This window comes from Chitinophaga sp. GbtcB8 (assembly GCF_019091455.1).
GTDB lineage: Bacteria > Bacteroidota > Bacteroidia > Chitinophagales > Chitinophagaceae > Chitinophaga.
Genome location: NZ_JAGXJN010000020.1, coordinates 17,623 through 40,493, shown reverse-complemented (window position 1 = coordinate 40,493; position 22,871 = coordinate 17,623). Strand labels below are relative to the sequence as shown.

General features: G+C 49.8%; 20 protein-coding genes. 14 read left to right on the top strand and 6 right to left on the bottom strand.

Annotated features, from left to right (window positions below):
* The first annotated feature begins 17 nt into the window (after positions 1–17).
* The 3 genes from KVT36_RS17880 to KVT36_RS17870 are packed head-to-tail and all read left to right on the top strand — an operon-like array spanning position 18 to position 5,292.
* Positions 18–2,435, top strand: coding sequence for a hypothetical protein (locus tag KVT36_RS17880; protein WP_217604827.1), 2,418 nt, complete (start codon positions 18–20; stop codon positions 2,433–2,435).
* Positions 2,432–3,808 carry a radical SAM protein gene (locus KVT36_RS17875; protein ID WP_217604826.1) on the top strand — a complete coding sequence of 459 codons (1,377 nt, stop codon included), beginning with the start codon at positions 2,432–2,434 and terminating at the stop codon, positions 3,806–3,808. Before KVT36_RS17880 ends, KVT36_RS17875 begins: the two co-directional genes overlap by 4 nt.
* Before the next feature lie 2 nt (positions 3,809–3,810).
* A complete protein-coding gene (locus KVT36_RS17870; RefSeq protein ID WP_217604825.1) occupies positions 3,811–5,292 on the top strand; it encodes an NAD(P)/FAD-dependent oxidoreductase in 1,482 nt (493 codons plus the stop codon).
* 5 nt (positions 5,293–5,297) lie between these two features.
* Here the strand turns inward: KVT36_RS17870 and KVT36_RS17865 are convergent, their stop codons facing one another.
* On the bottom strand, positions 5,298–6,842 hold the full coding sequence (locus KVT36_RS17865) for an MFS transporter (protein ID WP_217604824.1): 1,545 nt from the start codon (positions 6,840–6,842) through the stop codon (positions 5,298–5,300).
* A gap of 176 nt (positions 6,843–7,018) precedes the next feature.
* On the opposite strand from KVT36_RS17865, the gene KVT36_RS17860 reads away from it, so the two are divergent.
* The 6 genes from KVT36_RS17860 to KVT36_RS17835 all read left to right on the top strand — a co-directional run bounded on the left by KVT36_RS17860 (position 7,019) and on the right by KVT36_RS17835 (position 11,491).
* Positions 7,019–7,492 (top strand): carboxymuconolactone decarboxylase family protein, encoded by a 474-nt coding sequence (locus KVT36_RS17860; protein WP_217604823.1) that lies wholly within the window; start codon positions 7,019–7,021, stop codon positions 7,490–7,492.
* Positions 7,493–7,532: 40 nt separating this feature from the next.
* Positions 7,533–7,868 (top strand): YciI family protein, encoded by a 336-nt coding sequence (locus KVT36_RS17855; RefSeq protein WP_217604822.1) that lies wholly within the window; start codon positions 7,533–7,535, stop codon positions 7,866–7,868.
* A 167-nt stretch (positions 7,869–8,035) separates the two neighbouring features.
* A complete protein-coding gene (locus KVT36_RS17850; protein ID WP_217604821.1) occupies positions 8,036–9,271 on the top strand; it encodes an RNA polymerase sigma factor in 1,236 nt (411 codons plus the stop codon).
* A gap of 84 nt (positions 9,272–9,355) precedes the next feature.
* The gene (locus KVT36_RS17845) at positions 9,356–10,822 is read left to right on the top strand and encodes a glycoside hydrolase family 30 beta sandwich domain-containing protein (RefSeq protein ID WP_217604820.1); all 1,467 of its coding nucleotides are present in this window, start codon (positions 9,356–9,358) and stop codon (positions 10,820–10,822) included.
* A 44-nt stretch (positions 10,823–10,866) separates the two neighbouring features.
* Positions 10,867–11,280: a hypothetical protein gene (locus KVT36_RS17840; RefSeq protein ID WP_217604819.1), complete on the top strand. Its 414-nt coding sequence runs from the start codon at positions 10,867–10,869 to the stop codon at positions 11,278–11,280.
* A 58-nt stretch (positions 11,281–11,338) separates the two neighbouring features.
* On the top strand, positions 11,339–11,491 hold the full coding sequence (locus tag KVT36_RS17835) for a hypothetical protein (protein WP_156093017.1): 153 nt from the start codon (positions 11,339–11,341) through the stop codon (positions 11,489–11,491).
* Positions 11,492–11,595: 104 nt separating this feature from the next.
* Here KVT36_RS17835 and KVT36_RS17830 read toward each other — a convergent pair whose 3' ends face one another.
* The 5 genes from KVT36_RS17830 to cobA all read right to left on the bottom strand — a co-directional run bounded on the left by KVT36_RS17830 (position 11,596) and on the right by cobA (position 16,555).
* Positions 11,596–13,206 carry a glycoside hydrolase family 71/99-like protein gene (locus tag KVT36_RS17830; RefSeq protein ID WP_217604818.1) on the bottom strand — a complete coding sequence of 537 codons (1,611 nt, stop codon included), beginning with the start codon at positions 13,204–13,206 and terminating at the stop codon, positions 11,596–11,598.
* A gap of 280 nt (positions 13,207–13,486) precedes the next feature.
* Positions 13,487–14,137, bottom strand: coding sequence for an HD domain-containing protein (locus KVT36_RS17825; RefSeq protein WP_217604817.1), 651 nt, complete (start codon positions 14,135–14,137; stop codon positions 13,487–13,489).
* Positions 14,138–14,202: 65 nt separating this feature from the next.
* Positions 14,203–15,060, bottom strand: a complete 858-nt coding sequence (locus KVT36_RS17820; RefSeq protein ID WP_217604816.1) for an AraC family transcriptional regulator — start codon at positions 15,058–15,060, stop codon at positions 14,203–14,205.
* A gap of 21 nt (positions 15,061–15,081) precedes the next feature.
* Positions 15,082–15,780 (bottom strand): Crp/Fnr family transcriptional regulator, encoded by a 699-nt coding sequence (locus KVT36_RS17815; RefSeq protein WP_217604815.1) that lies wholly within the window; start codon positions 15,778–15,780, stop codon positions 15,082–15,084.
* Complete coding sequence (gene cobA / locus KVT36_RS17810) at positions 15,755–16,555, bottom strand: uroporphyrinogen-III C-methyltransferase (protein ID WP_217604814.1); 801 nt, start codon at positions 16,553–16,555, stop codon at positions 15,755–15,757. The genes KVT36_RS17815 and cobA overlap by 26 nt, the downstream gene beginning before the upstream one ends.
* 198 nt (positions 16,556–16,753) lie before the next feature.
* Here cobA and nirB point away from each other — a divergent pair, with 198 nt between their 5' ends.
* The 5 genes from nirB to KVT36_RS32760 form a co-directional block, all read left to right on the top strand.
* Positions 16,754–19,255 carry a nitrite reductase large subunit NirB gene (nirB, locus tag KVT36_RS17805; protein ID WP_217604813.1) on the top strand — a complete coding sequence of 834 codons (2,502 nt, stop codon included), beginning with the start codon at positions 16,754–16,756 and terminating at the stop codon, positions 19,253–19,255.
* A gap of 23 nt (positions 19,256–19,278) precedes the next feature.
* On the top strand, positions 19,279–19,662 hold the full coding sequence (gene nirD / locus KVT36_RS17800) for a nitrite reductase small subunit NirD (RefSeq protein WP_089912472.1): 384 nt from the start codon (positions 19,279–19,281) through the stop codon (positions 19,660–19,662).
* Between the two features lie 89 nt (positions 19,663–19,751).
* The gene (locus KVT36_RS17795) at positions 19,752–21,116 is read left to right on the top strand and encodes an alginate export family protein (protein WP_217604812.1); all 1,365 of its coding nucleotides are present in this window, start codon (positions 19,752–19,754) and stop codon (positions 21,114–21,116) included.
* A 20-nt stretch (positions 21,117–21,136) separates the two neighbouring features.
* The gene (locus KVT36_RS17790; protein WP_217604811.1) at positions 21,137–22,444 is read left to right on the top strand and encodes a NarK family nitrate/nitrite MFS transporter; all 1,308 of its coding nucleotides are present in this window, start codon (positions 21,137–21,139) and stop codon (positions 22,442–22,444) included.
* A gap of 46 nt (positions 22,445–22,490) precedes the next feature.
* The coding region (locus tag KVT36_RS32760) for a molybdopterin-dependent oxidoreductase (protein WP_254640071.1) at positions 22,491–22,871 on the top strand (381 nt) is incomplete at its 3' end.

The window sequence follows — 22,871 nt, the reverse complement described above, 5'->3', positions numbered from 1 at the left end:
TACTCTAAAAAAAATTTATGCAAATCAAAGAACTCCGCATACTGCCGCCGGTAGCTATTGGCCGGCTGGGCTCCTCTCCCATTCCGGTAGCTGCTTATGACCTGGTTGTTCCTAAGAATAAACCGGTTGGTTTCCGGGAGATCCTTCCCCTGGAAACATTTACCGTAGATAAAGATACGCACCAGGTAACAGCAACTATCCCTGCAGAGATCATCTTCAAAGATGCTGCTTCCACTGCCTCCAAGAACGGCACCATACGCCCGGTAGCGCCTTTCCTGGAATTGTTTGCTATTACAGATGATGCACCGGATACGCTGGTGCCTGTAACCGCAGCGCTGCTTGATAAAGCAGGGTATACCCTGAAAGATATCAGGTGGAGTGTGTTTGTGGGCAACTTAAAGCTGTACCGCAGAACCGGTGATGAAAAGGATAAGATCCATGCAGAAGTACTTAACATCCGGGATAATGAAGTACATCCCCTGCAGGCCACCTGCGAAAATTTTTTACCTGAAAAAACCTTACCCCTGGGCACGGTGCAGGCCATTGCACCCTCTGACGAATTTCCCGGATTAAGATTCCGCTTCACACCTGCCGGCGGGAAAGTATATGGCTCTTCTTTAAAAAGGATTGAAACAGCAGGCGAAGATCCGGTAGATGATCCTATCATTACTGATCCCTCGATGATCCTTTATGATAAAAGCAAAGGAAAATGGTGGGGGTATTCGGAGTCGTCTTCCTTTAACGCCACCTACACCATGCCTGCGCAGATCTTTGCCGGTTATGATGATGCAGCCGGCAACCATATCAGCTGGGGTTACCTGGATGATGAATGTGATGGCAGCGTAATGGCCGTGCTGGCAAAGGACGGCAATTATGATGCAGGGCCTGAGCTGGGTTCTATTGTGCATATCTGTGCAGGACCACCCGCCTTTGCACCGGATATACTGCCCATCCGCGCCGTGTCTGATGAGCTGGAGCAAATACTGAAGGGTACTGACATTGAAGGGGAAGTGCCTATTGAAGAAGCAGAAGAGATTGTACGCCGTGCATTTGAATCCATTACACTTATGAACACGGCTGTAATGAACGGCAATCCCATTAACGGCAGGGAAAATGTAGCCAGCACCATGGTAAGGCAGGACACGAATGACCTGGGCCGTTTGTTTGAGCCTATTATGGCCGGCTCCCTGGTAGATAACCTGGCGCTGCGCACCTTACATGAAAGAGTGTTTAACGGTTTAAGCACCGGTGCTGCTGCCTGGTTTGCCGATGCGCTGCGCAGGCCCGATAAGATAGGCAACCTTTCAGATACGGAGCGCCGCAAAATGCCGGGCCTTATGCGGGGCGCCGATGGCAGGGCGCTTACCCTTACTTATCGTACAATCAACACCGTTATAAAGGCCGCAGCAAGCGCCCTGTTCCAGGATAATGAAAGTATAAAAAACAATTACCCTGGCCTGGGCGATCCTTTAAAGGCCGGTAACCTTACGGCGCAGCTGTTTTACCGTGGCGCAGGCAACCCTTACAGCGTGCTGCCCAGGGCTGCCATCTCCAACTGCTTCCCGGGATTGGAATTTGATTTCAGGAATTTATGGCGGCGCACCTTTAAAGAGATCATCCTGAGTGAGAACGATAACTATGTGCTGGAAGACACCACGCAGAATCAGTTAGCAGGCCGGCGGCTGGTAGCGGTTAACGGCTCCACCACCATGGTACGCGGAGTAGGCCCCGTATTTCCCGGGGGCGAAAATGTTCCTTTAGCCACCTCCGATAACCCCAGCGGTGCCGTATTCATGGAATGGTCTAACCTCATTGCCGGACTAAACCTGAAAGCCGGGGATGTTGTAAAAGCACAATTCACAAGTGGCCCTGCGCCCCTGCCCGTAATGGTTACAAAAGTAGACCTGGCAGATAAAACCAGGTACCCGGAATTTGCACTCACTGTAAATAACTTTTTCAGGGCAGGTAGGGCGGAAATTTCAGAGAACATGGTAATGCCCGGTGAGCTTACCCATGGCTTATGTGCGCCCTGGCAAAATGATTACCGCGAATGTGCCTGTTATTACTGGGCTGCCAGCCGGCCGGATTATGTGAATGTGGAACCCGGGGAGAATGGCCTCAGTAAAGGCGATATGTGGCTCTCCAAACGGCGTACCGGCAATTATGTACCGGATAACCGGGTAGATACCCGGCTGGTTTCATACGATGATCTTTTCAAAAACTGGGAAGGCGAGCTGAATTTTATTATCAACGGACGTGATGCACTGGCAAGCAACCCGCTGCCTGCAGTTATTACATCAGTAGCGTCAAACGGAAATGGAAATGGCCATGACGTTGGTAACGGTAAGCAGGCTACGCCCAACGCTCACATTACAGGCAGCCCGGCTGCTGAACGCCCGGTATCCGCTTCCACCAAATCAAACGGAAACCCATGACCCCTACACTTTTACAAGCTGATTCACTGGCCGTAATGGCCGGTGAATTAGCTTACCATGTAGCTACGCATTCAAAGCCTTACTCACCACAGATGCACCTGGTGCCTGCAGGAAGCACTACACAGCTGTTCCTTGCCAATGGCAGCCGCCTGCATAGTATAAACGATGAAACAGCAGCAACATTAAAACAACTACAGGAACAAAAAAATGAAGCAGCCATTACAGCTACCCTGGCTGCACTGGGCCTGGATGCACCGCCGGCCATTGATGATACGCCTTTAAAAAATCCAAAGACCTACGCACTTTCCCTGGCTATTGCCCAGAAATGCAATATGGGCTGCGCCTATTGTTACGCAGACCAGGGCGATTTTGGCGGACCTACCAGGAACATGCCGCTAACCACCGCTAAAAGATCCATTGATCTTTTACTGGCTGATTGCACTGCAGGCAGCAAAGTGCAGCTTACCTTTTTAGGCGGCGAGCCGCTGGTAAACCGTAAAGCGCTGCGGGAAGCCACGCAGTATGCCAGTGAGCAGGGTAAGCTAAAAAATGTACAGGTTAATTTTTCCATTACCACCAACGGTACACTGCTGAAAGCAGATGATGCCGCCTTCTTTGAGCAGCACGGCTTTGCAGTCACCATCAGCTTAGATGGCATAGGTGAGCAGCACGACCGTTTACGGCCTTTAAAGAACGGCAGCGGCACCTACGCGCAAATAATAAAGAACATACAGCCCCTGCTGCAAATACAACGGAAAATGCAGGTATCTGCACGGGTAACCGTTACCCCGTTGAACATGGATCTTGCACAAACCCTGCAGGAATTTATTGGGATGGGCTTCCACAGCGTAGGGTTTTCACCGTTATTACGGTCCAGCAACGGGCAGGGTGAAATGACACAGCAAGACCTGGAGCAAATGCTGCAAGGCATGATAACCTGCGGGCTTTTGTTTGAACAGCATGTGCTGGCAGGCAAACGCTTTCCCTTTCTGAATATGGTAAACGCCCTCAAAGAAATAGCCAAAGGCACGCACCGTCCATATCCCTGTGGCGCAGGCGCAGGGTATATGGGCGTATCTGCAGACGGTGAGCTGGCAGCCTGCCACCGTTTTGTAAATGAACCCGCCGGCCGTATGGGCAGCCTGGATAACGGGGTAGACCATACGCTGCAGAACAACTGGCTGGCTTCACGCCATGTGCACCAGCAGCAACCCTGCAGCCAGTGCTGGGCAAGATACCTTTGCGGTGGCGGCTGCCATCATGAAGTGCTGGAAAAAGGACGTACCGCCTGTGACTACATTCGTGGATGGCTGCATTACACCATACAGGCACATGCAAGAATTACAAGATTAGCCCCTCATTGGTATAAATAGTTATGCATTCCGAAAACACGTTTGATGTATTGATCATTGGCGGCGGCCCTGCAGGTACCTGCGCTGCCTTACGCCTGCTAAGCCTTGGTTACCGGGTAGCGCTGGTAGAAAAAGAAAATTTTCCCAGGCCGCAGATAGGCGAATCACTATCCCCCGGTATCCGGAACATATTTGAATACCTGCAGGCAGGCCATTTGCTTAGCCGGCACAATTACCTGCAACAGCTGCCTGCTAAAGTAATATGGGAAAGCAGCACCGCACAAAACATCAGCGCACAACAACGCGGCCCCGGTATAATGGTAAACAGAGGTTTGCTGGATAAAGACCTGCTGGAGCTGGCCGTAGAACGGGGCTTACACCTGTTTCAGCCAGCCTGGCTTAATCACAAGCTGTGGTTGGACGATGGCAAATGGAGCGCACAGGTACAAACGGGCAAGACTGTTACACATCTTACTGCAACCTTTTTGCTGGATGCACGCGGGCGTAGCAGTACAGACCATGAGCGGCGCATAACCACCGCCCCGCCCACGCTTGCCCTATGGGCCTATACACCCGCACAGCAAATGCCTAATGAAACACTGATAGAAGCCAGGACTGCCGGCTGGACATGGGGCTCCCCTATGCCGGATCAGCGGTTCAGGATCCTGTCATTTATGAACCCTGTTAAGATCAGGCCCGGCGCCATTGCAGATGTATTTGGGCACACATTGGATAAAACGCAGCTCTTCCGCTCCATTGTTCAAAACTGGCAAGCACGGGACATAGGAGCCTGTGTGGTATCCAACTACGTACATCGTTTTCCATGGGACAGGCGTTACATACGTTTAGGGGAAGCCGCCTTCACTTTAGACCCGCTCTCCTCCTCAGGTGTAGAGAAAGCCATGCGTTTTTCGCTGCAGGCGGCCATTGCGGTGAATACCGTATTAAGGCTGGGTGATGAACAGCTTGCGCAAGCGTTCTATGAAAAAAAATTAATAGATGCAGTAGTTACTCATGCACACTGGAATGCTGATTATTACGCGCATGCTTACACGAATGAGCATGCTTTCTGGAAAGAACGGGCTACACCGTTTATTTTAAGAAAAGATATTTGTACAGACTTTCATCAAAAGTTATACGGCCGTTTTACCCAAACGCCGGTACAAAAAACAGCTGCCAGGCAGCACGGTTCCTACGGAGCGGAAGCGATACGCCGGCTGTGGCATGAGCCGGTGCAGCTGTCTCCTGCCCTTACCTACCAGGATGTGCCTTGCATAGTAAATGATACTGTGCAGATCAAAAAAGGGATCCGGCATCCAAACCTGGAAGAAGAAATTGCTTACCTGGCAGCTATTGAAATATCGCCCTTACTGATCAAGACCGGCAGCAATGCTACCCTTGGCAGTATTATAGATGAGTGGAGTAAAATAACAACCTATAAGGATGCAGCCTCAATGGCCCTGTTCCTCTGGGAAAAGGATATCCTTATTCAGCGGCAGTGCTGACCAGGTTAGGCCGTTTTCTTCACCACACTATTCCTGATAAGCACAAAACCTACCGCAGCTCCTGCAAAACCCAGCAAAGCCGCTATACGCATAATTTTGCCGTAAGCCGCTATAAAACTCTCATGGTAAAACGTCTGCACCTTTTCTTTATCACTGCCCTGCAGCGCGGCCGGTGCCTTCGCATTGCCCAGCTCCATGGCCTGCTGCATAACCGCTTGTTTTGACTGATCGCTCAGCTGCACCTGTGTAAGCTCCTTTTGTAATGCGCCTGAAAAAAGCACCACGGCCAGCGCACCAAAAATAGCATTGGCAAAAACGCCGGAAATACGCGACAGTGCATTATTAACCCCCGAAGCAGTACCGGAAAAATGAGGGTTCACCGCTCCCATTACCGTAGCAGTAAGCGGCGCCACGGTAAAGGACATGCCCAAACCTAAAATAAGGATCCCGGGAAAGAATGTAGTAAAATAAGCAGATGGCCCGGCTGTTTGTTTCACAAAAGATAACAACAGCAGCCCCAATCCCGCCAGGGCCGGCCCAATGGTAAGCAGTAAACGGGGACCATATTTATCAGCCAGGCTGCCGGCAAAGCGGGCTACAAATACCATTAAAATAGTAAAGGGTAAAAAGGTTAAGCCGGATTGCAGCTGGTCGTACCCCTGCACCTGCACCAGGTTCAGGGAAAGGAACAGCATACCTGCGCCCAAACCGGCATACAGAAAAAAGGTAAGCAGGTTAGCCCCTGAAAACGTAAGGTTAGCAAACAAGCTTAGGGGCATCATGGGGTGTTTGCTTTTCTGCTCAATAACAATAAATACCACCAGCAATAACAGCCCCACTCCCAGCGATGAATATACCTGCCAGTGCAGCCAGCCCACTGCAGGCATCCGCAGAAAACCAAAGGTGAACAAGGCCAGGCCCAGCATAATAGCCACAGCGCCCGCATAATCCAGCGTATGATCTGCCGCCTGCTCCCGGTTCTCTTTTACCAGTTTCCAGAGAATGATCAGCGCCGCAATACCAATAGGGACGTTAATAAAAAAGATATAACGCCAGTAACCGGCATCGGCCAAAGCCCCACCCAGCACCGGCCCGCCAAGGGTTACCACCGTAGTAAAGGCCGACCAGGTACCAATAGCCTTACCCCGCTCCTTTTCATGAATGGAGGAAGAAATAAGCGAAAGGCTGCCCGGTATCATGAGCGCACCGCCAATACCCTGTAACATCCTGAAAATGATCAGCAGCGTTACAGTCCCCGAAATACCGCAGGCAGCTGAGCCGGCAATGAAAATAAAAATGCCGGCCATAAAGATCTTCTTACGCCCCAGCTTATCGCCCAGGGAACCGCCGATCAGCATTAAGGCCGACAGCATTAAAAGATAGGCGTTCAGGATCCAGAACAGGTCTGTACCGCTGGCATCCAGACTTTTTTGAATGGAAGGTAATACCACGTTTAAGGCCGTAGCATCAATAAAAGCCATTGCAGAAGCCATAATGGTTGACACCATGATCCACTTGCCGGCCGGGCTGGACAGAGATACTGTTTCCATGGGAGGTTTTTAACGGGTATCTATAAAGTTAACGTGCTTATGATATAAAACAACTTCTCTTGATAACATTAGATCCCGGGGTATTTAAAAAATATTTTCCCGTTTATGTCCAATTCATCTTTTCCCGGTCATTATTCAGGTATAAACACAATCAATAACCTTTAAATCAATACAAAATGGAACAACGTATCAATGCATTTGCAAAAGGACAGGCAGCTATGAAATCTTTATATGGCATAGGTATATACCTGGCAAAATCATCCATAGAAGAGCCGCTGCGGAATTTAATTTACTTCAGGGTATCGCAGGTGAATGGCTGCGCCTATTGCCTGGATATGCACTCCAAAGACCTGCGTGCAGCCGGTGAAACAGAACAACGTTTATACATGCTGGATGCCTGGCGCGAATCGCCGGTGTACACCCAGCGTGAACGTGCAGCCCTGGCCTGGGCAGAATCCGTTACCAGCCTCCACGAAGGGCATGTGCCGGATGAAGTGTATGAGCAGGCGCATTCAGAATTTTCTGAAGAAGAGCTGATAGACCTTACCCTGGCTGTGATAGCCATTAACAGCTATAACCGCATTAATGTAGCCTTCCGCACCGCCGCAGGATCTTATGAACCCGGACAGCACGCAGTAGCTGCGAAATAGTATTTAATTGTATATTCAATCACCTGTAAAAAATAAACCAATGAAAGATTTCATGTTAATTTTCCGCCAGCCCAGTTATGACTATAGCAATATATCGCCCAGTGAAATGCAAACCCTTACCAAAAAATGGCAGGACTGGGTAGGCGGTATTGCCGCACAGGGAAAGTTAAAGGCTACCGGCCAGCGCCTTTCTTCAGAAGGCAAAGTGCTGAAAGCAGGCGGTGTTGTTACGGACGGTCCTTTTGTGGAGATCAGGGAACGTTTAGGCAGCTTCATGATCGTAAAGGCCGATAACCTGGACGAAGCCACCACTCTGGCTCATGGCTGTCCTGCGCTGGAAGCCAATGGCAGCGTGGAAATAAGGGAGATCGTTTAACTTGCATCAATAATACAGTGGAGCAGACTAAAAAGAATGTAAAATGTAAAATTTTAAATCAAAAATGTAAAAGTGAATGCAGCGAGATACCAGCCACCGCCTTTTACATTTAAAATTTTACATTTATGATTTTACATTCTTTTTAGCCGGCCCACTTACCATGCTTTATGGAAAAAGAACACACGCCGTTAAAACATTTATTCCAGCAGGAGTTTTCCAAAATGGTAGCTGTTATCAGCAAACTGTTTGGCCTGCAGCATATTGAAATAGCGGAAGACATTGTAAGCGAAACCTTTTTGCAGGCCACGGAAACCTGGGGTGTTAAAGGCATACCTCCCAACCCCACTGCATGGCTGTATGCCGTAGCCAAGCAAAAAACGCTGTACCATTTCAGGCGGAATAAAATATTTGAAGAAAAGGTAATGCCGGCACTCAGCGCCGCACAGGAAACTACACAGGAAATGGATGCATTGGACTTTTCGCAACAGAACATACAGGACAGCCAGCTGCAAATGCTGTTTGCCATCTGCACGCCGGCCATTGCCAGCGAAGCCCAGATAGGGCTGGCCTTACGCATCCTCTGCGGTTTTGGGATAGATGAAATTGCAGAAGCATTCTTATCAAACAAAGAAACCGTTAACAAACGTTTATTCCGCGCCAAAGAAAAGCTGCGCGCAGAAAATATAAAGATGGAGCTGCCGCCGGAAAATGAAATTGTACAGCGGCTGGATAATGTGCTGCATATTATTTACCTGCTTTTCAGCGAAGGATACTATTCCAAAACGCGGAACCAGATCCTGCAGAAAGACCTTTGTTTTGAAGCCCTGCGCCTGGGCGTTATGCTCACCGCTTATGAGCGTACCAATCTGCCACAAACCAATGCGCTGCTGGCGCTCATGTGTTTTCATGCCTCCCGCTTTGAGGCCCGTGAAACAAATGATGATACTGTTATACTCTACGAACAGCAGAACGAAGCCCTGTGGGATACAGCCCTCATTAACCAGGGCATCCATTTTTTACACCTGGCCGCACAGGGGAATGAGCTCAGCTCTTATCACCTGGAAGCCAGCATTGCCTACTGGCACTGTACCAAGGAAGATACCCCGGAAAAATGGGAGAACATCCTGCAATTATACAACCAGCTGCTGACCATCAACTACTCCCCCAGCGTGGCCCTGAACCGCACCTTTGCCCTGTACAAAGCCAATGGCGCAGCAGCAGCCATTACAGAAGCGGAAAAACTACGGCTGGATAATAACCACTTTTATTTCCTGCTGCTGGGCGAGCTGTATAAACACACGGATCCCGCAAAGGCCATCACCCATCTCCAAACGGCGTATACGTTAGCCAAAACACAAACGGAAAAACAAGGCATCCGGGAAAAAATAGAGGCCCTCCGCTAACCATTTACATATCCGGATAAAGCGCTTATCTTAGCGCATAACAAACCTGCACCACGGGGTTTTTAAACATTTATCCATTACAAAATGAAACGCTACGTCATCATCATCACAGCGGCTGTTTTAGGCGCCTGTCAACAGCCTGCGGGCACACCGCAACAACAGGAAAACCAAACAGCCATCAACCTTACCGGCCGCAAAGTAACGGTATATACAACCGCTGACAGTACCGGCTACCGTATCACGGCAACGGGCACACTGAATTTTGAGGATCTGCCTCAACCGCTTGAAACACAGCCCTGCATTTTTGTAGATCCGCAAACTACCTTCCAGCAATTTGAAGGTATTGGCGGCGCGCTTACAGATGCAGCAGCAGAAACCTTTGCCAAACTACCCAAACCGGCACAGGACTCCCTGCTGGCTGCGTATTACGATACTACGAAAGGTATTGGTTATACCCTTGGCAGGACCAACATTCACAGCTGTGACTTTTCCAGTGATTCCTACACCTATATCAAGGAAGGCGACAGCACCCTGAGCACCTTTAGCCTGGCGCATGATGAGCAGTTTAAGATACCGCTTATTAAAAAAGCCATTACTGCAGCAGGTGGCAAGCTGCCCTTGCTGGTAAGCCCCTGGAGCCCGCCGGCCTTTATGAAAGATAATAACAGCATGCTGGGTGGCGGTAAGCTGCTGCCCGCTTACCGGCAGAATTGGGCCAACTATGTAGTGAAGTTCATTAAAGCCTTTGAAGAAAAAGGCATACCGGTATGGGGCCTTACCGTGCAGAATGAGCCCATGGCCAAACAAAAATGGGAATCCTGCATTTTCACCGCAGAAGAAGAAAGGGATTATATTAAAAGCTTCCTGGGGCCCACGCTGAAAAAGAATGGGCTGGAAAGCAAAAAGCTGATTGCCTGGGATCATAACCGGGATCTTATTTTCCAGCGCGCAACCACTATCCTGGAAGATGAAGAAGCCGCCAAATACGTATGGGGCATAGGTTTTCACTGGTATGAAACCTGGACCGGCGGCGACATGCAGTTTGATAACCTGCGGCTGGTGAACCAGGCCTTCCCGGACAAACACCTGGTATTCACCGAAGGCTGTAAAGAAAAATTCAGCATGGACAGCGTGAACAACTGGAGCCTGGGCGAACGTTACGGCCACTCCATGATCAATGATTTTAACAATGGCACCGTAGCCTGGATTGACTGGAACCTGCTGCTGGACGAACACGGCGGGCCTAACCACGTAGGCAATTTTTGTTTTGCACCGGTACATGCAGATACACAGAACGGTAAGCTCATTTATACCAATGCTTACTGGTACATTGGGCACTTCTCTAAATTCATACGCCCGGGCGCTAAACGTATTGGCGCTGCTGCCAGCCGCTGGCTGCTGCAAACAACAGCTTTCCAGAATACGGATGGCAGCATAGCAGTGGTAGTCATGAATACCTCTTCACAGAAGATCCCTTTCCAGCTATGGATCAAAGGGAAAGCAGCCGGTACGGAGAGTTTGCCGCATTCTATTATGACGATGGTGTTGTAGTGTGGTACGATTTTTCTGCACATACCCACATAAACGCAAACACCATGAAAAATTCCCCCAAAGAATACGCAATAATAGCCGGCGCCAGCGCCATTGCCGGCTCAAGAACCATGCTGGCGCCGGCTTTGGCCAACCCGGGTAATAAGCTGCTAACCGTTATGGCTGTTATGGAATTGTGTGGAGATAAAGTACCGGGGATGGGCAACCGCATTGCCATGCCCGGCCTCATAGGCCGTAGCATTTCCGGCGCCATTACCGGCGTTACGCTCAGCCGCCGCAGGCACAAAGATCCCTGGCTGGGCGGCCTGTTAGGTGCTGCCGGGGCATTGGCGCTAACGTATCTTACCTTTTATGCCCGCAAAGAATTAGTAAAGAGAACCGGCCTGCCAGACCCATTGGCAGGGCTGTTGGAAGATGTGCTGATGATAGCTGCCGGGAAAAAATTGCTGGCTAAATAAGATCGTATTACATTTATCTTACGATTATACTTATCTTAGGCAAAATAATCTACAGCTTATGTCACTACTGAATAACAACAACAAAAAGGGAAAAAAGGACAAAAAGCAAACGCCCAACGCCATTCCCGGGGCTACCAATTTTATGAAACCTAATAAAGCGGCCGGTAATGCTAAAAAACCAATGCGCACCGGCGGCACCCGTGGCAGCTGATTGTACTATCACGCCCAACAGCCCGTTTGGCAAAGGATACAAAGGAAAAGGCCGGAATCACTTCCAGCCTTTTCTTCTTTATAAAACCTATTATGCATGGGGCATCAGTTCTGTAATATCCACTGGCTGCTCTCAAAAAAATCCGGCACTGCCGTACATTGTGCAAACCCGCCCTGGTTTTCCACGTTCAGGTAAGTATTCTGCCATTCATTCTTCAACCGTACATTACCGTTATAGCCTTCCAGCTTCCAGTAGCTGCTGTAGTATGTATTGGGCACATCCGTGCTTTCTGCATAGGGGTACAGGTGCTCAATATTCAAATAGTGACTGGTAGCCAGGTTCTTAAACCGGATATGCCCGTTCACCGTTTCCTGCACCCACCTGTACTGGTTACCGCTATTGCCGGCGCTGTATTTCACCTGGCCGTTATCTTCATACAAATAGGTGCTTAACCATTTGTTTTTGATCAGCACACCCGTGCCGGTTGGCGGAGGATTGCTGCCACCCAGGGTATTCAGCAGGTTCTCCGCGCTGCCCGTTTGTAAATTGGCCAGGTAGGTAAATACCTGGTTCAGCTGCTGCTGTACACTGCCATTACCGGCATATTGCTTGCGCGCATTATACAGGCGGGTTACCAGCTCCAGCTCATGCTGGCCATAAGATACGCCCAGCTTTTGCTGCATAATGGTAAGGAAAGAGTAGCCATATTCGTCCGTTGGTTCTATGATAGTACCTTCCCCGTAATCGTTCCAGGTAGCAAATTGTATGATGTTCACGCTGGAGCTCAAAGCCTTATCCAGCATAGTGGAGAAGGTGCCGGTTCCGTTAAACGGAATTTGCCAGGTAGGGCCGTCAGCGCCACCGGCGGCGTAAAAGGAATTGAAACCGGGGTACACTACGCCAATGGATAAGGGAAAACTGCCGGCCTGCGCATAATAATTATTTACCACCGTAGGATGATCCTGGTAGATCCAGGGAAACTCGCCACCGGCGTTATTGCTGCCTACCTGGCCGGTAAAACCATATAAGGGTATCACTTTCGGGCGGGGATTTAACCCGTTCAGGATCACATCCCATTCAGCAGGCTGGTGAAAGGTAATAGGTCCAAAGTTCAGCACCACCGGTGCATTATTGGTTTTCAGGTAATTGCTTTGGTTAAAATAATTGCTTTGCATGTAGGTAAAATCGCCATGCGCATCAGTGGCCATACCGGGGTCCCAGTTGCGGTCCTCATGCACAATACCAAACTGCAGCCCTACAGCGCCCAGCTTATTGATCAGGGCATTGGAGTTGGCAAGGTTGTCCGGATAGTCATACCGCTGGCGGGTGCCCGGCCAGTCAATAAACACACCGTCTGCACCGGCATACTTCATTAAAAGCAGCTGGTATTCAATAATATCCGGATCGCCGGAAGCATAAGGTCCTGTTTTGGGATAGTAGTAGGCGGCAATCTGCCTTTTCCCGTTTACGATCACATCCGGGTTGCGGGTATTCATTTTCCAGTGATAACCCCAGGCGCCGCGGGAGGCCGGTGTTTCAAACCAGGGCATCCAGTGAATGAATATTTTTTTACCGGTGCTTTTAGGAATGGCCACTGCGCTGGCTGATACGCCGGTTAGCGCACCACGGCCTGTTAAAAGATCATTTTGCTGCAGGGATTTATTACATCCGAACAGCAATAGTGCACAACAACAGAAACAGATAAGGGTTCTCATGTAAAAAGATATTTAGTTAGTGGAATAAAGGCGCAACCGCCATTGAATAAGTGAACAGGTTTTCAGATATGTATGAATAGGTTTTCAGGGATGGAAAATAGGCAGATGCCGGAAACCGGCATAATTATATGTGAAAAATATAATGACAATGGAGATACGATTCTAAAAGAATAGCTGGCTATCAAGGGATTGGGGAACGGCAGGTATGGGGAAAATATAACGGGTTAACGATGTTTAAACAGGGCGGCCGCTCCCATCCCGGAAAGCGGCCGCTATGTAATTACTCGCTCCAGGGTGAATGCAGGATCTCATCGCAAAAATTCTTACGCTTAAAACCAGGGATCATGAAAGCGCATACATCGGCCTTAATATTCCCGTAAGTAGTATCTGTTTTATGTGCAAAACCGCTGAAGAAAGTGGGAATGATCTTTTGCTTAAAATTATCCCGCGGGAAAGCGCTCACAATAGCTTCCCTGTTCTCTGCAGATAAATGTTCATACCCCTTTCCCACAACATCCAGGCCCACACCGGCATTCAGCAGCGCCACCTCCGGCTCCTTATATTCTGCAATACCAACAGTGGTATGTAACGCAATGCTATCCCATACCAGCTGCAGGGAAGCCGGCGGCAGGCCATGGCCTTTCAGGAAATCGCGGGCCGCACTGGCGCCGTCTACTTCAAAACGTTTATCAGGGCTGCTGTAATGCGGCACCAGGCCCAGGTCGTGAAATACGGCGCTTACATATAATAGCTCCGCATCGTATTTTACTCCGCGGCGCTGCCCGTTGAGCGAAGAAAATAAGAATACCCGTAAAGAATGGTTGTAAATAAACGCTGTACCGTATTCCAGTAATAATTCCGTGGCTTGCTGCGCGATGGTGCTGTCAGGCAGGGTGATACCCGCTACAGACCGCTGTTTCAAAACTGACATAATATTAATTTTTGCATTCAAAATTATGCCCCTTCCGCCCGCAGGTAAATATCAAAAACAACGTATCAGATACCAATTTCTGCAAACTGCTTTTTATAGGCAGCGGGCGACTGGCTGGTATTTTTCTTAAAAAAATTACTGAACTGGTAAGGGCTGGCAAAATTCAGGGAAAAGGATATTTCCTTAATAGGTTGTTCGGAGAATTGCAGCAGGCGCTGGGCTTCCACTATCAGCCGGTGGTTGATCAGCTCTTTGGCGCCTTCGCCGCCATATTGTTTGCATACCTCCGTGAGCTTTCGTGTGCTCAGGCCCAGCTTTTCCGCATAGGCGCTTACGTTATGCTGCCGGTGATATTCCTGGTTCACCAGCTCCAGGAAACGCTGGTACAGCCGGTAATCATGGTTATGGGTGCTGATAGTTAACAGGGACCGGAGGTTGGCTGCCTTAATAATAATGATCTTTAAAAAGGCGGCCAGCACATCCGGCTTATTAGAGTAACTATCGGCCTGGTATTCTTCCAGCAGGTGCTGCATAATTTTAGTGAGGGAGGCGCCGGCATCATCATCCAATACCAGCAGCTGCTGCAGCCGGGCGTTATTGAACAAAGTGGCTTTACAGTTGCGCGCGCTGGCGGGTGTTCTTTCCCAAAAGGCATCGCTGAAACTTAATACATAACCCTGCAAAAGATGGTTGTTCTGCACCTGGTACATTTGTCCGGCAGCCATTAACAGCAGCTGTCCGGGAGCAATGGTATAAAGGGTACCGTCAATATTCAGAATGCCTTTGCCACCGGTTACCCATACCATCATGTGGTAAGGATTGCGGTAGCTGTTATTAAGCATAAAAATTTGGGCGTGCAGTTCGCGTATATCAAAGGCCAGGTCCTGCATATGCCTGGCAGCTGCTAACTCCTGGATCTTCATGTTAAGATTTCTTCCACAAAGTTACAACCCTTCATCCTCTTTAGCCAGGCGTAGTAATTTTTCGGGGCTGATGATGGCGATCTCTTTATCCGCAATGGTAATAATGCGGTCCTGCACCAGCTCACTCAGGGTGCGGAATACCGTTTCATAGGTGGCGCCGGTATAGGCCGCCAGGTCGTTCCGGCTGATCTTCATATTCAGCACACCGCTGGTATTAAAGCCAAACTTGCCGTGCAGTAATAATAAGGCATTGGCCACGCGCCCTTTTACGGACATATGCGCCAGGTTGCGCATGTGCCTTTCGGATTCCTGCAGCTCGCTGGCATAAAACAGCATCAGCTCATATAAAAAGGTATGGTTCACCTGCAGGCTGGACTGGAAAAAGGCCATATCCACATAACAGATGGTTACCGGTTCCAGCGCGGTGGCGGATATAGGGTATACCAGCTCCTGCCCAACCCCGCGGTGCCCTACAATATCGCCCTTTTGCGCAAACCGTACTATCAGCTCCTTATCCTTACCCCAGTGTTTATGCACCTTTACCTTACCTGCATATACGAAATAAATGCCCGTTACCTTATCGCCTTCCTTAAAAAGCATTTCCCCCTTTTTAAGGGAAAAATTGCGGCGGTGCGCTTCCACGGCGGGTGTCCATTCCTTCAGGCAAAGCCGGCATAACATGCAGGTGGTAAGATCACAGCCTTGTTTGTCTTTCTTCATTTGGGAGATTGTGCTGCAAATTTGCAGTTAAATGCTGGATATTGGCAGCCAGCATAGAAGGATGCAGCCGTACCACCTCCCCCACAACTATCACGGCCGGGTTGTTAAGCCCCTCGTACTGCGCTTTCAAGGTTATATTCTGCACCGTGCCTATTACGATCCTTTCCCTTTCCGTAGTGCCTTCCTGTATAATGGCCACCGGGGTGCTGCTTTTGCCATGGGCGGCAAAAATATCCATAATAGCCTCCAGCTTGCTCATAGCCATTAATATAACAATGGTAGCGGTGGAGCGGGCGGCCAGCTGTATATCATCAGAAATATCGCCATTGCGCGTAGTGCCGGTGGTAACCCAAAAGCTTTCTGCCACCCCGCGGCAGGTAAGCGGTATCATTTGGCTGGCCGGTACTGCCAGGGCGCTGGATATGCCCTGCACCATCTGTACAGGGATGCCTGCGCTGCGGGCAGCTTCCATTTCTTCTGCCGCCCGGCCAAATATAAAAGGATCGCCCCCCTTTAACCGTACCACATGTCCATAGGCCAGCGCATCTTCCACAATCAGCTGGTTTATTTCCTGCTGGCTAAGGGCATGGCAGCCATACCGTTTGCCGGTAAAGCGGATAATGGCGTCCGGCGCGGCATATTCCAGCAGGGCTTTGTTGGCCAGCGCATCGTACAGGATCACTTTAGCCTGCCCGATAGCGCGCATGGCTTTTACCGTTATGAGCTCCGGATCACCGGGCCCTGCCCCTACCAGGGTCAAAAGAGGATTGACCATAAAATTCATATTAAATAAATAATTATATGATATATATCACGAAACTGCTATAAAATTAAATTATAAATGTCTAATTTCATGATACGAATCACAAAAACACTTCAAATTTTTACAACTTTAGCGAATTAACATTATATATAATTTTTACTAATATAAAGAAAGCTTTTTTTATCTCTTATTCTCTAAATATCCCGGGCAATGAAAATTGTAATTATAGGTAACGGCATGGTAGGTTACAAGTTTTGTGAAAAAATGATAGCCAAGGCTGCCCCCGGCACGGTAGAACTGGTTGTTTTTGGTGAAGAGCCCCGTCCTGCCTACGACCGGGTACATTTAAGCGCCTTCTTTTCCGGGAAAACAGCTCAGGACCTGGAAATGGCCCCCGCCAGCTGGTATATAGATAATAATATACGCCTGCACCTGGGCGATCCCGTACAATCCATAGACCGTGAGCACAAAACCGTTCATTCCCATAAAGGTTTTACAGAAACTTATGACTACCTGGTAATGGCCACCGGTTCCGCCGCTTTTGTACCTAATATTCCAGGGGTGGATAAAAAGGGCGTATTTATATACCGCACCATTGAGGACCTGGAACTAATGCTGGACTATGCCCCCAAAGCCACCACCGGCGCCGTAATTGGCGGCGGCCTGCTAGGCCTGGAAGCAGCCAAAGCATTATTGGACCTGGGCCTGCAAAAAACGCACGTGATAGAATTTGCTTCACGCCTGATGCCCCGGCAAATTGATGACAGTGGCTCCCGCCTGCTGCAGGGCAAGCTGGAAACCCTGGGCCTGCAGGTACATACCAGCAAACAAACCACCTCCATAGTAGGGGATGATGTGATCACCGGCCTGCAGTTCGCCGACGACAGCATTCTGGAGGCAGACATGCTGGTAATATCTGCCGGTATACAGCCACGCGATGAGCTGGCCCGCCTGTGCGGCCTGGAAATAGGCCACCGGGGCGGCATTGTAGTGAACGACCAGCTGCAGACCACCGATCCCTTCATTTACGCTATTGGCGAATGCGCCTTATATAATGGTATGATCTACGGGCTGGTAGCCCCCGGTTATGAAATGGCCGAGGTAGTAACCACCCATATCTTAGGCGCGCACAAAGCCTTTACCGGTTTTGATATGAGCACCAAGCTGAAGCTGATAGGTGTGGATGTAGCCAGCTTCGGCAACCCTTTCACCCCTGCCGACCAATGCCGCAGCATTGTGTTTGAAGATACCATGAAGGGCGTTTACAAACGCATTAACATCACCCCCGACGGGCAGCACCTGCTGGGGGGTATATTAATAGGTGATGCAGATGCCTATAACATGCTGCTGCAAACCGCCAAAAATAAAGTGATACTGCCGCCCAACCCGGAAGATGTGCTGCTGGGCGCCCGCGGCGGACAAGAAGCTGCCGGGGCCGGCGTGTTGGGCCTGCCGGATGATGCCACCATTTGCAGCTGCGAAAATGTAAGCAAAGCCGCCATTTGCAATGCAGTAATAGATGGCCACGAAACCCTGGACGCCGTAAAGAAATGCACCAAAGCAGCTACCTGCTGCGGCGGCTGCGCCCCCATGGTAAAGGACCTTATTACCAGCACCATGAAATCGCAAGGCAAATACATCCGCAACGTGATCTGCGAACATTTTGACTACTCACGCCAGGAGCTGTTTGACCTGGTAAAGATAAAAGAGCTGCGCTCCTTTGATACCGTGCTGGATCATTACGGCCATGGCGAAGGTTGCGAGATCTGTAAACCCACGGTGGCCAGCATACTGGCCAGCCTGTGGAATGAGATGATCCTGGCCAAAGGCAATGATACCGCGCAGGACTCCAACGACCGTTACCTGGCTAACATACAAAAAGGCGGCACCTACTCTGTAGTGCCCCGCGTGCCCGGTGGGGAAATTACCCCGCGGCAGCTGATGGTAATAGCGCAGGTAGCAGAAAAATATAATCTCTACACCAAAATAACCGGTGGTCAACGCATAGATATGTTTGGAGCGCACGTAAGCGAACTGCCGCTGATCTGGGAAGAGCTGGTAGCGGGAGGTTTTGAAAGCGGCCCTGCTTACGGCAAAGCATTGCGCACGGGAAAAAGCTGCGTGGGGAGCACCTGGTGCCGCTTTGGGCCGCATGACAGTGTTAGCTTTGCCATACAGATAGAGCAGCGCTACCGCGGCTTACGCGCCCCACACAAATTAAAATCCGCCGTAAGCGGCTGTATCCGTGAATGCGCAGAAGCACAGTCAAAAGACTTTGGCATCATTGCCACGGAAAAAGGCTGGAACCTGTACGTATGCGGTAATGGCGGCTCCAAGCCACAGCATGCGCTGCTGCTGGCCGGCGATGTGGACAGCGCTACGTGTATCCGTTACATTGACCGCTTCCTGATGTTTTACATTAAAACCGCCGATCCTTTAACCCGCACTGCTACCTGGCTTAATAAGCTGGATGGAGGTATTGAATACCTGCGCAATGTAGTGGTGAATGATAGCCTGGGCATTGTAGCCCAGCTGGAAGCTGAAATGCAGGTGCTGGTGGATAATTACAGGTGCGAATGGAAAGAGGTGGTGGACAGCCCTGAGCTGCGCAAACGCTTCTCGCACTTCGTAAATGCACCGGAAGAAAAAGATCCTACTGTACAATTTGAAAACTTACGTGAACAAAAGAAAGCCGCTAACTGGGCCAAATAATTACCAACCAAAAAACACCTTATATGTCATTACACAACACAGCAACCATTAACTGGTTCTTTGCCTGCAAAGTAGAAGATGTGCCGGCCAACGGCGGTGTGTGCGTAAAGTACCTGGATGAACAGATCGCGCTGTTTCACTTTCCCCGGCGGAATGAGTGGTACGCCACACAGAACCTTTGTCCGCACCGGCAGCAAATGGCCCTTAGCCGCGGCATGACGGGCACACAGGGAGGCGAGCCTAAAGTAGCCTGCCCCTTTCATAAAAAATCATTTTCGTTGGTAGATGGGCGTTGCCTGTCGGACGATACAGAATGCGCGCTCAATACCTACCCCGTAAAGATTGAGGACGACCGGGTATACATTGGTATTGTAAACGGGCGGGATACTGAAACCGTAATGGCATAGGACATATAATGATGAAACCCGGTAGCTGGCAGGCTCCGGGCTTCTGATTTTAAAATGATTGGCATCACATTTAAAACCAACCAAAGTTAATGAAAAAAATGTTCCTTGGTGGCGCGTCTTCACTTCTTTTAGGCGCCTGCTGTTACCAGCCTTGTCATGCACAGCTGGCTATCAGCGCCCAGCTGCGAACGCGCACTGAACTGCGCGACGGCCAGGGCTCCCCCCTCCCACAAGGCGCCACACCCGCCGTATTTACCTCCCAGCGTACCCGCTTAAGTGCAGGTTTTACTACGTACCGCATCCAGTTTGGGCTAACCCTGCAGGATGTACGTGTCTGGGGACAGGACGCTTCTACCATTAACCGTACTACCACCGCCAACAACAATGGCCTGATGCTGCACGAAGCCTGGGCCGAAATACTGCTGACAGATACTACTTTAAAAAGCCAAAGCCTTAAGCTGAAAATAGGAAGGCAGGAGCTGCTGTATGATGACAGCCGCCTGCTGGGCAACCTGGACTGGGCACAACAGGCCCGCCGCCACGATGCTGCCGTATTAAAATATGAGCGCAAAACCTGGATGTTACATGCCGGCGGCGCATTTAACCAGAATAAGGAAAATGCATCCAACACCATTTATGATCCTGCACCAGCCGGTAATTATACCGGTAATACCAATGGGGGCAATAGTTACAAGAGTTTAGAGTTCTTATACGCCGGTAAAAAGCTGGCTGCAGGTAATGTTTCTTTCCTGTTCCTGGCAGATCAGTTTTCCCGCTACCATACTGACAGTGTGAACAATGCGCCCGTGAAAACCTGGGAAGGGCCTACTTATAACCGCATGACCACCGGCCTGTATTTCAACAATGCTTTTCAGCGCCTTACGCTTACTGCAGCTGCTTACTACCAGTTCGGTAAAAATGCAGATGGCCGCAACCTGAGCGCCACCCTGCTTTCCGGCGCCTTCCAGTATGCGCTTACCAATACCTTTAGCGCAGGTGCAGGAGCAGACTATACTTCCGGCGGCGGCAGCGGCAACACCAGTCATGCATTTGACCCGCTATATGGTACCCCGCATAAATTCTGGGGCAATATGGATTATTTCTACGTAGCCAATGGTTTTGGCAGCCGTGGTTTGCAGGACTATTATGTAAAAACAAAATGGAAGCCCAACACCAAATGGGTGGTAATGGCCGATGCGCATGAATTTCTCAGCGCCAACACCATTCCGGTTGCAGAAACTAAACCGGCGCTTTCCCGTCAGCTGGGCACAGAGGCCGACCTGACCGCTGTTTTTACACTTACGCCCATGATCTCTTTTGAAGGAGGTTACAGCCATTACTGGAGCACCAACTCCTTAACAGCTGCCAGCGTAAAAAATATAGCGGATGCAAAAAGTAATAGTAACTGGGCCTACCTGATGATCAACATCCGGCCCTCATTCCTGTTCAAATAATCAACCAAAAAAAATTATTTATGGCGAATGTATCTAACACACAACCGCTGCAAAAAATAAAACTCTTTAGCCTGGACACGCTGCAAATGCGCACCTTTCACATTACCTGGCTGATGTTCTTTGTATGCTTTTTTGTCTGGTTTGGCCTGGCGCCTTTAATGCCTACCATCCGTGCAGACCTGGGGCTTAGCAAAGCGCAGGTAGGCAACATTATTATAGCTTCTGTTTCAGGCACCATCATAGCCCGTTTGATCATTGGTAAGCTGTGCGATACCTGGGGGCCGCGGAAAACTGCTGTACGCCTGCTGCTGGTAGGCGCCATACCGGTGCTCCTGGTAGGTTTGGCAAAGGATTATACTACATTCTTACTGTTCCGTTTAGCCATCAGCGTAATAGGCGCTTCTTTTGTGGTAACGCAGTTCCATACTTCCATGATGTTTGCACCCTCCATTAAAGGCACCGCCAATGCTATTACCGGCGGATGGGGCAACCTGGGCGGCGGTATTACCAACATGGTAATGCCCCTGATCTTTGCCGCTATTGTTGGTTTCGGGTATACAAAGGAAGAAGCATGGCGTTATGCAATGATAATACCTGCCATCATGATGCTGCTGGTAGCTTTCCTGTACTACCGTTACACCAAAGATACCCCTGCGGGCAACTATGATGAAATTGACCGCACTGCCAGCAAAGGCAGCACGGACTGGTCTATACTGGCCGACTGGCGCATATGGGCGCTTACCATGGCCTATGCCATGTGTTTTGGTATGGAGATCACCTTTGATAATGTAGCCTCCCTGCATTTTGTAGATACCTTTCATTTATCGCAAAGCAGCGCAGGCTTATGGGCTGGTGTATTTGGCGCTATGAACATTTTTGCCCGTGCGCTGGGCGGCATTGTGTCTGATAAAGTAGGCGCCAAAGCCGGTATGAAAGGCAAAGGACGTTTGCTGGCGCTGGTGCTGCTGGCAGAAGGCGCCGGCCTGCTGGTTTTTGCACAGGCCAATTCCTTAGTGCTGGCCATTGTAGCTATGCTGGGTTTTGCCCTGTTCCTGAAAATGGCTAATGGCGCCACCTACGGCATTGTACCTTTTATTAATGAAAAAAATGTAGGGCTGGTAAGTGGTATTGTAGGCGCAGGTGGTAACCTGGGTGGTATGCTGTTCGGCTTTTTATTTAAGTCAGAGCACATCACCTACGTGCAGGCGTTCACGTATATCGGTTACATTGTAATAGCCGTATCCGTAGTAGTAATGATCACCAGCTTTACAAAAAGCAGCGTTGCTAAAACCGCGCCTTTAGGGCCGCAGGTAGCGCTGGCGGAATAATTTTTAACCCGGGGCCGGCTAAAGCCGGCCCCCTCAATTAACGTGCATGCCGGCATCTTTTAAAACAACCTGTTGTTATTGCGGCGTAGGCTGCGGCATAGTAGTACAGCAGAACAGACAGGGTAAGCTGGAGGTGAGCGGGGATAAAGATCACCCGGTGAACCGGGGTATGTTATGCTCCAAAGGCATGAACCTGCACTATACGGTTATGGATACCAGCGACCGGCTGTTGTACCCCGAGATGCGCTACAACAGGCAAATGCAACGGCAGCGCGTAAGCTGGGACCAGGCGCTGGAACGTACCGCCGCAGTGTTTAAAACCATTATTGCGCAGCACGGCCCGGAATCGGTAGCTTTTTATGCCAGCGGGCAATGCCTCACGGAAGAATATTATGTGATCAATAAGCTGATAAAGGGTTTTATTGGC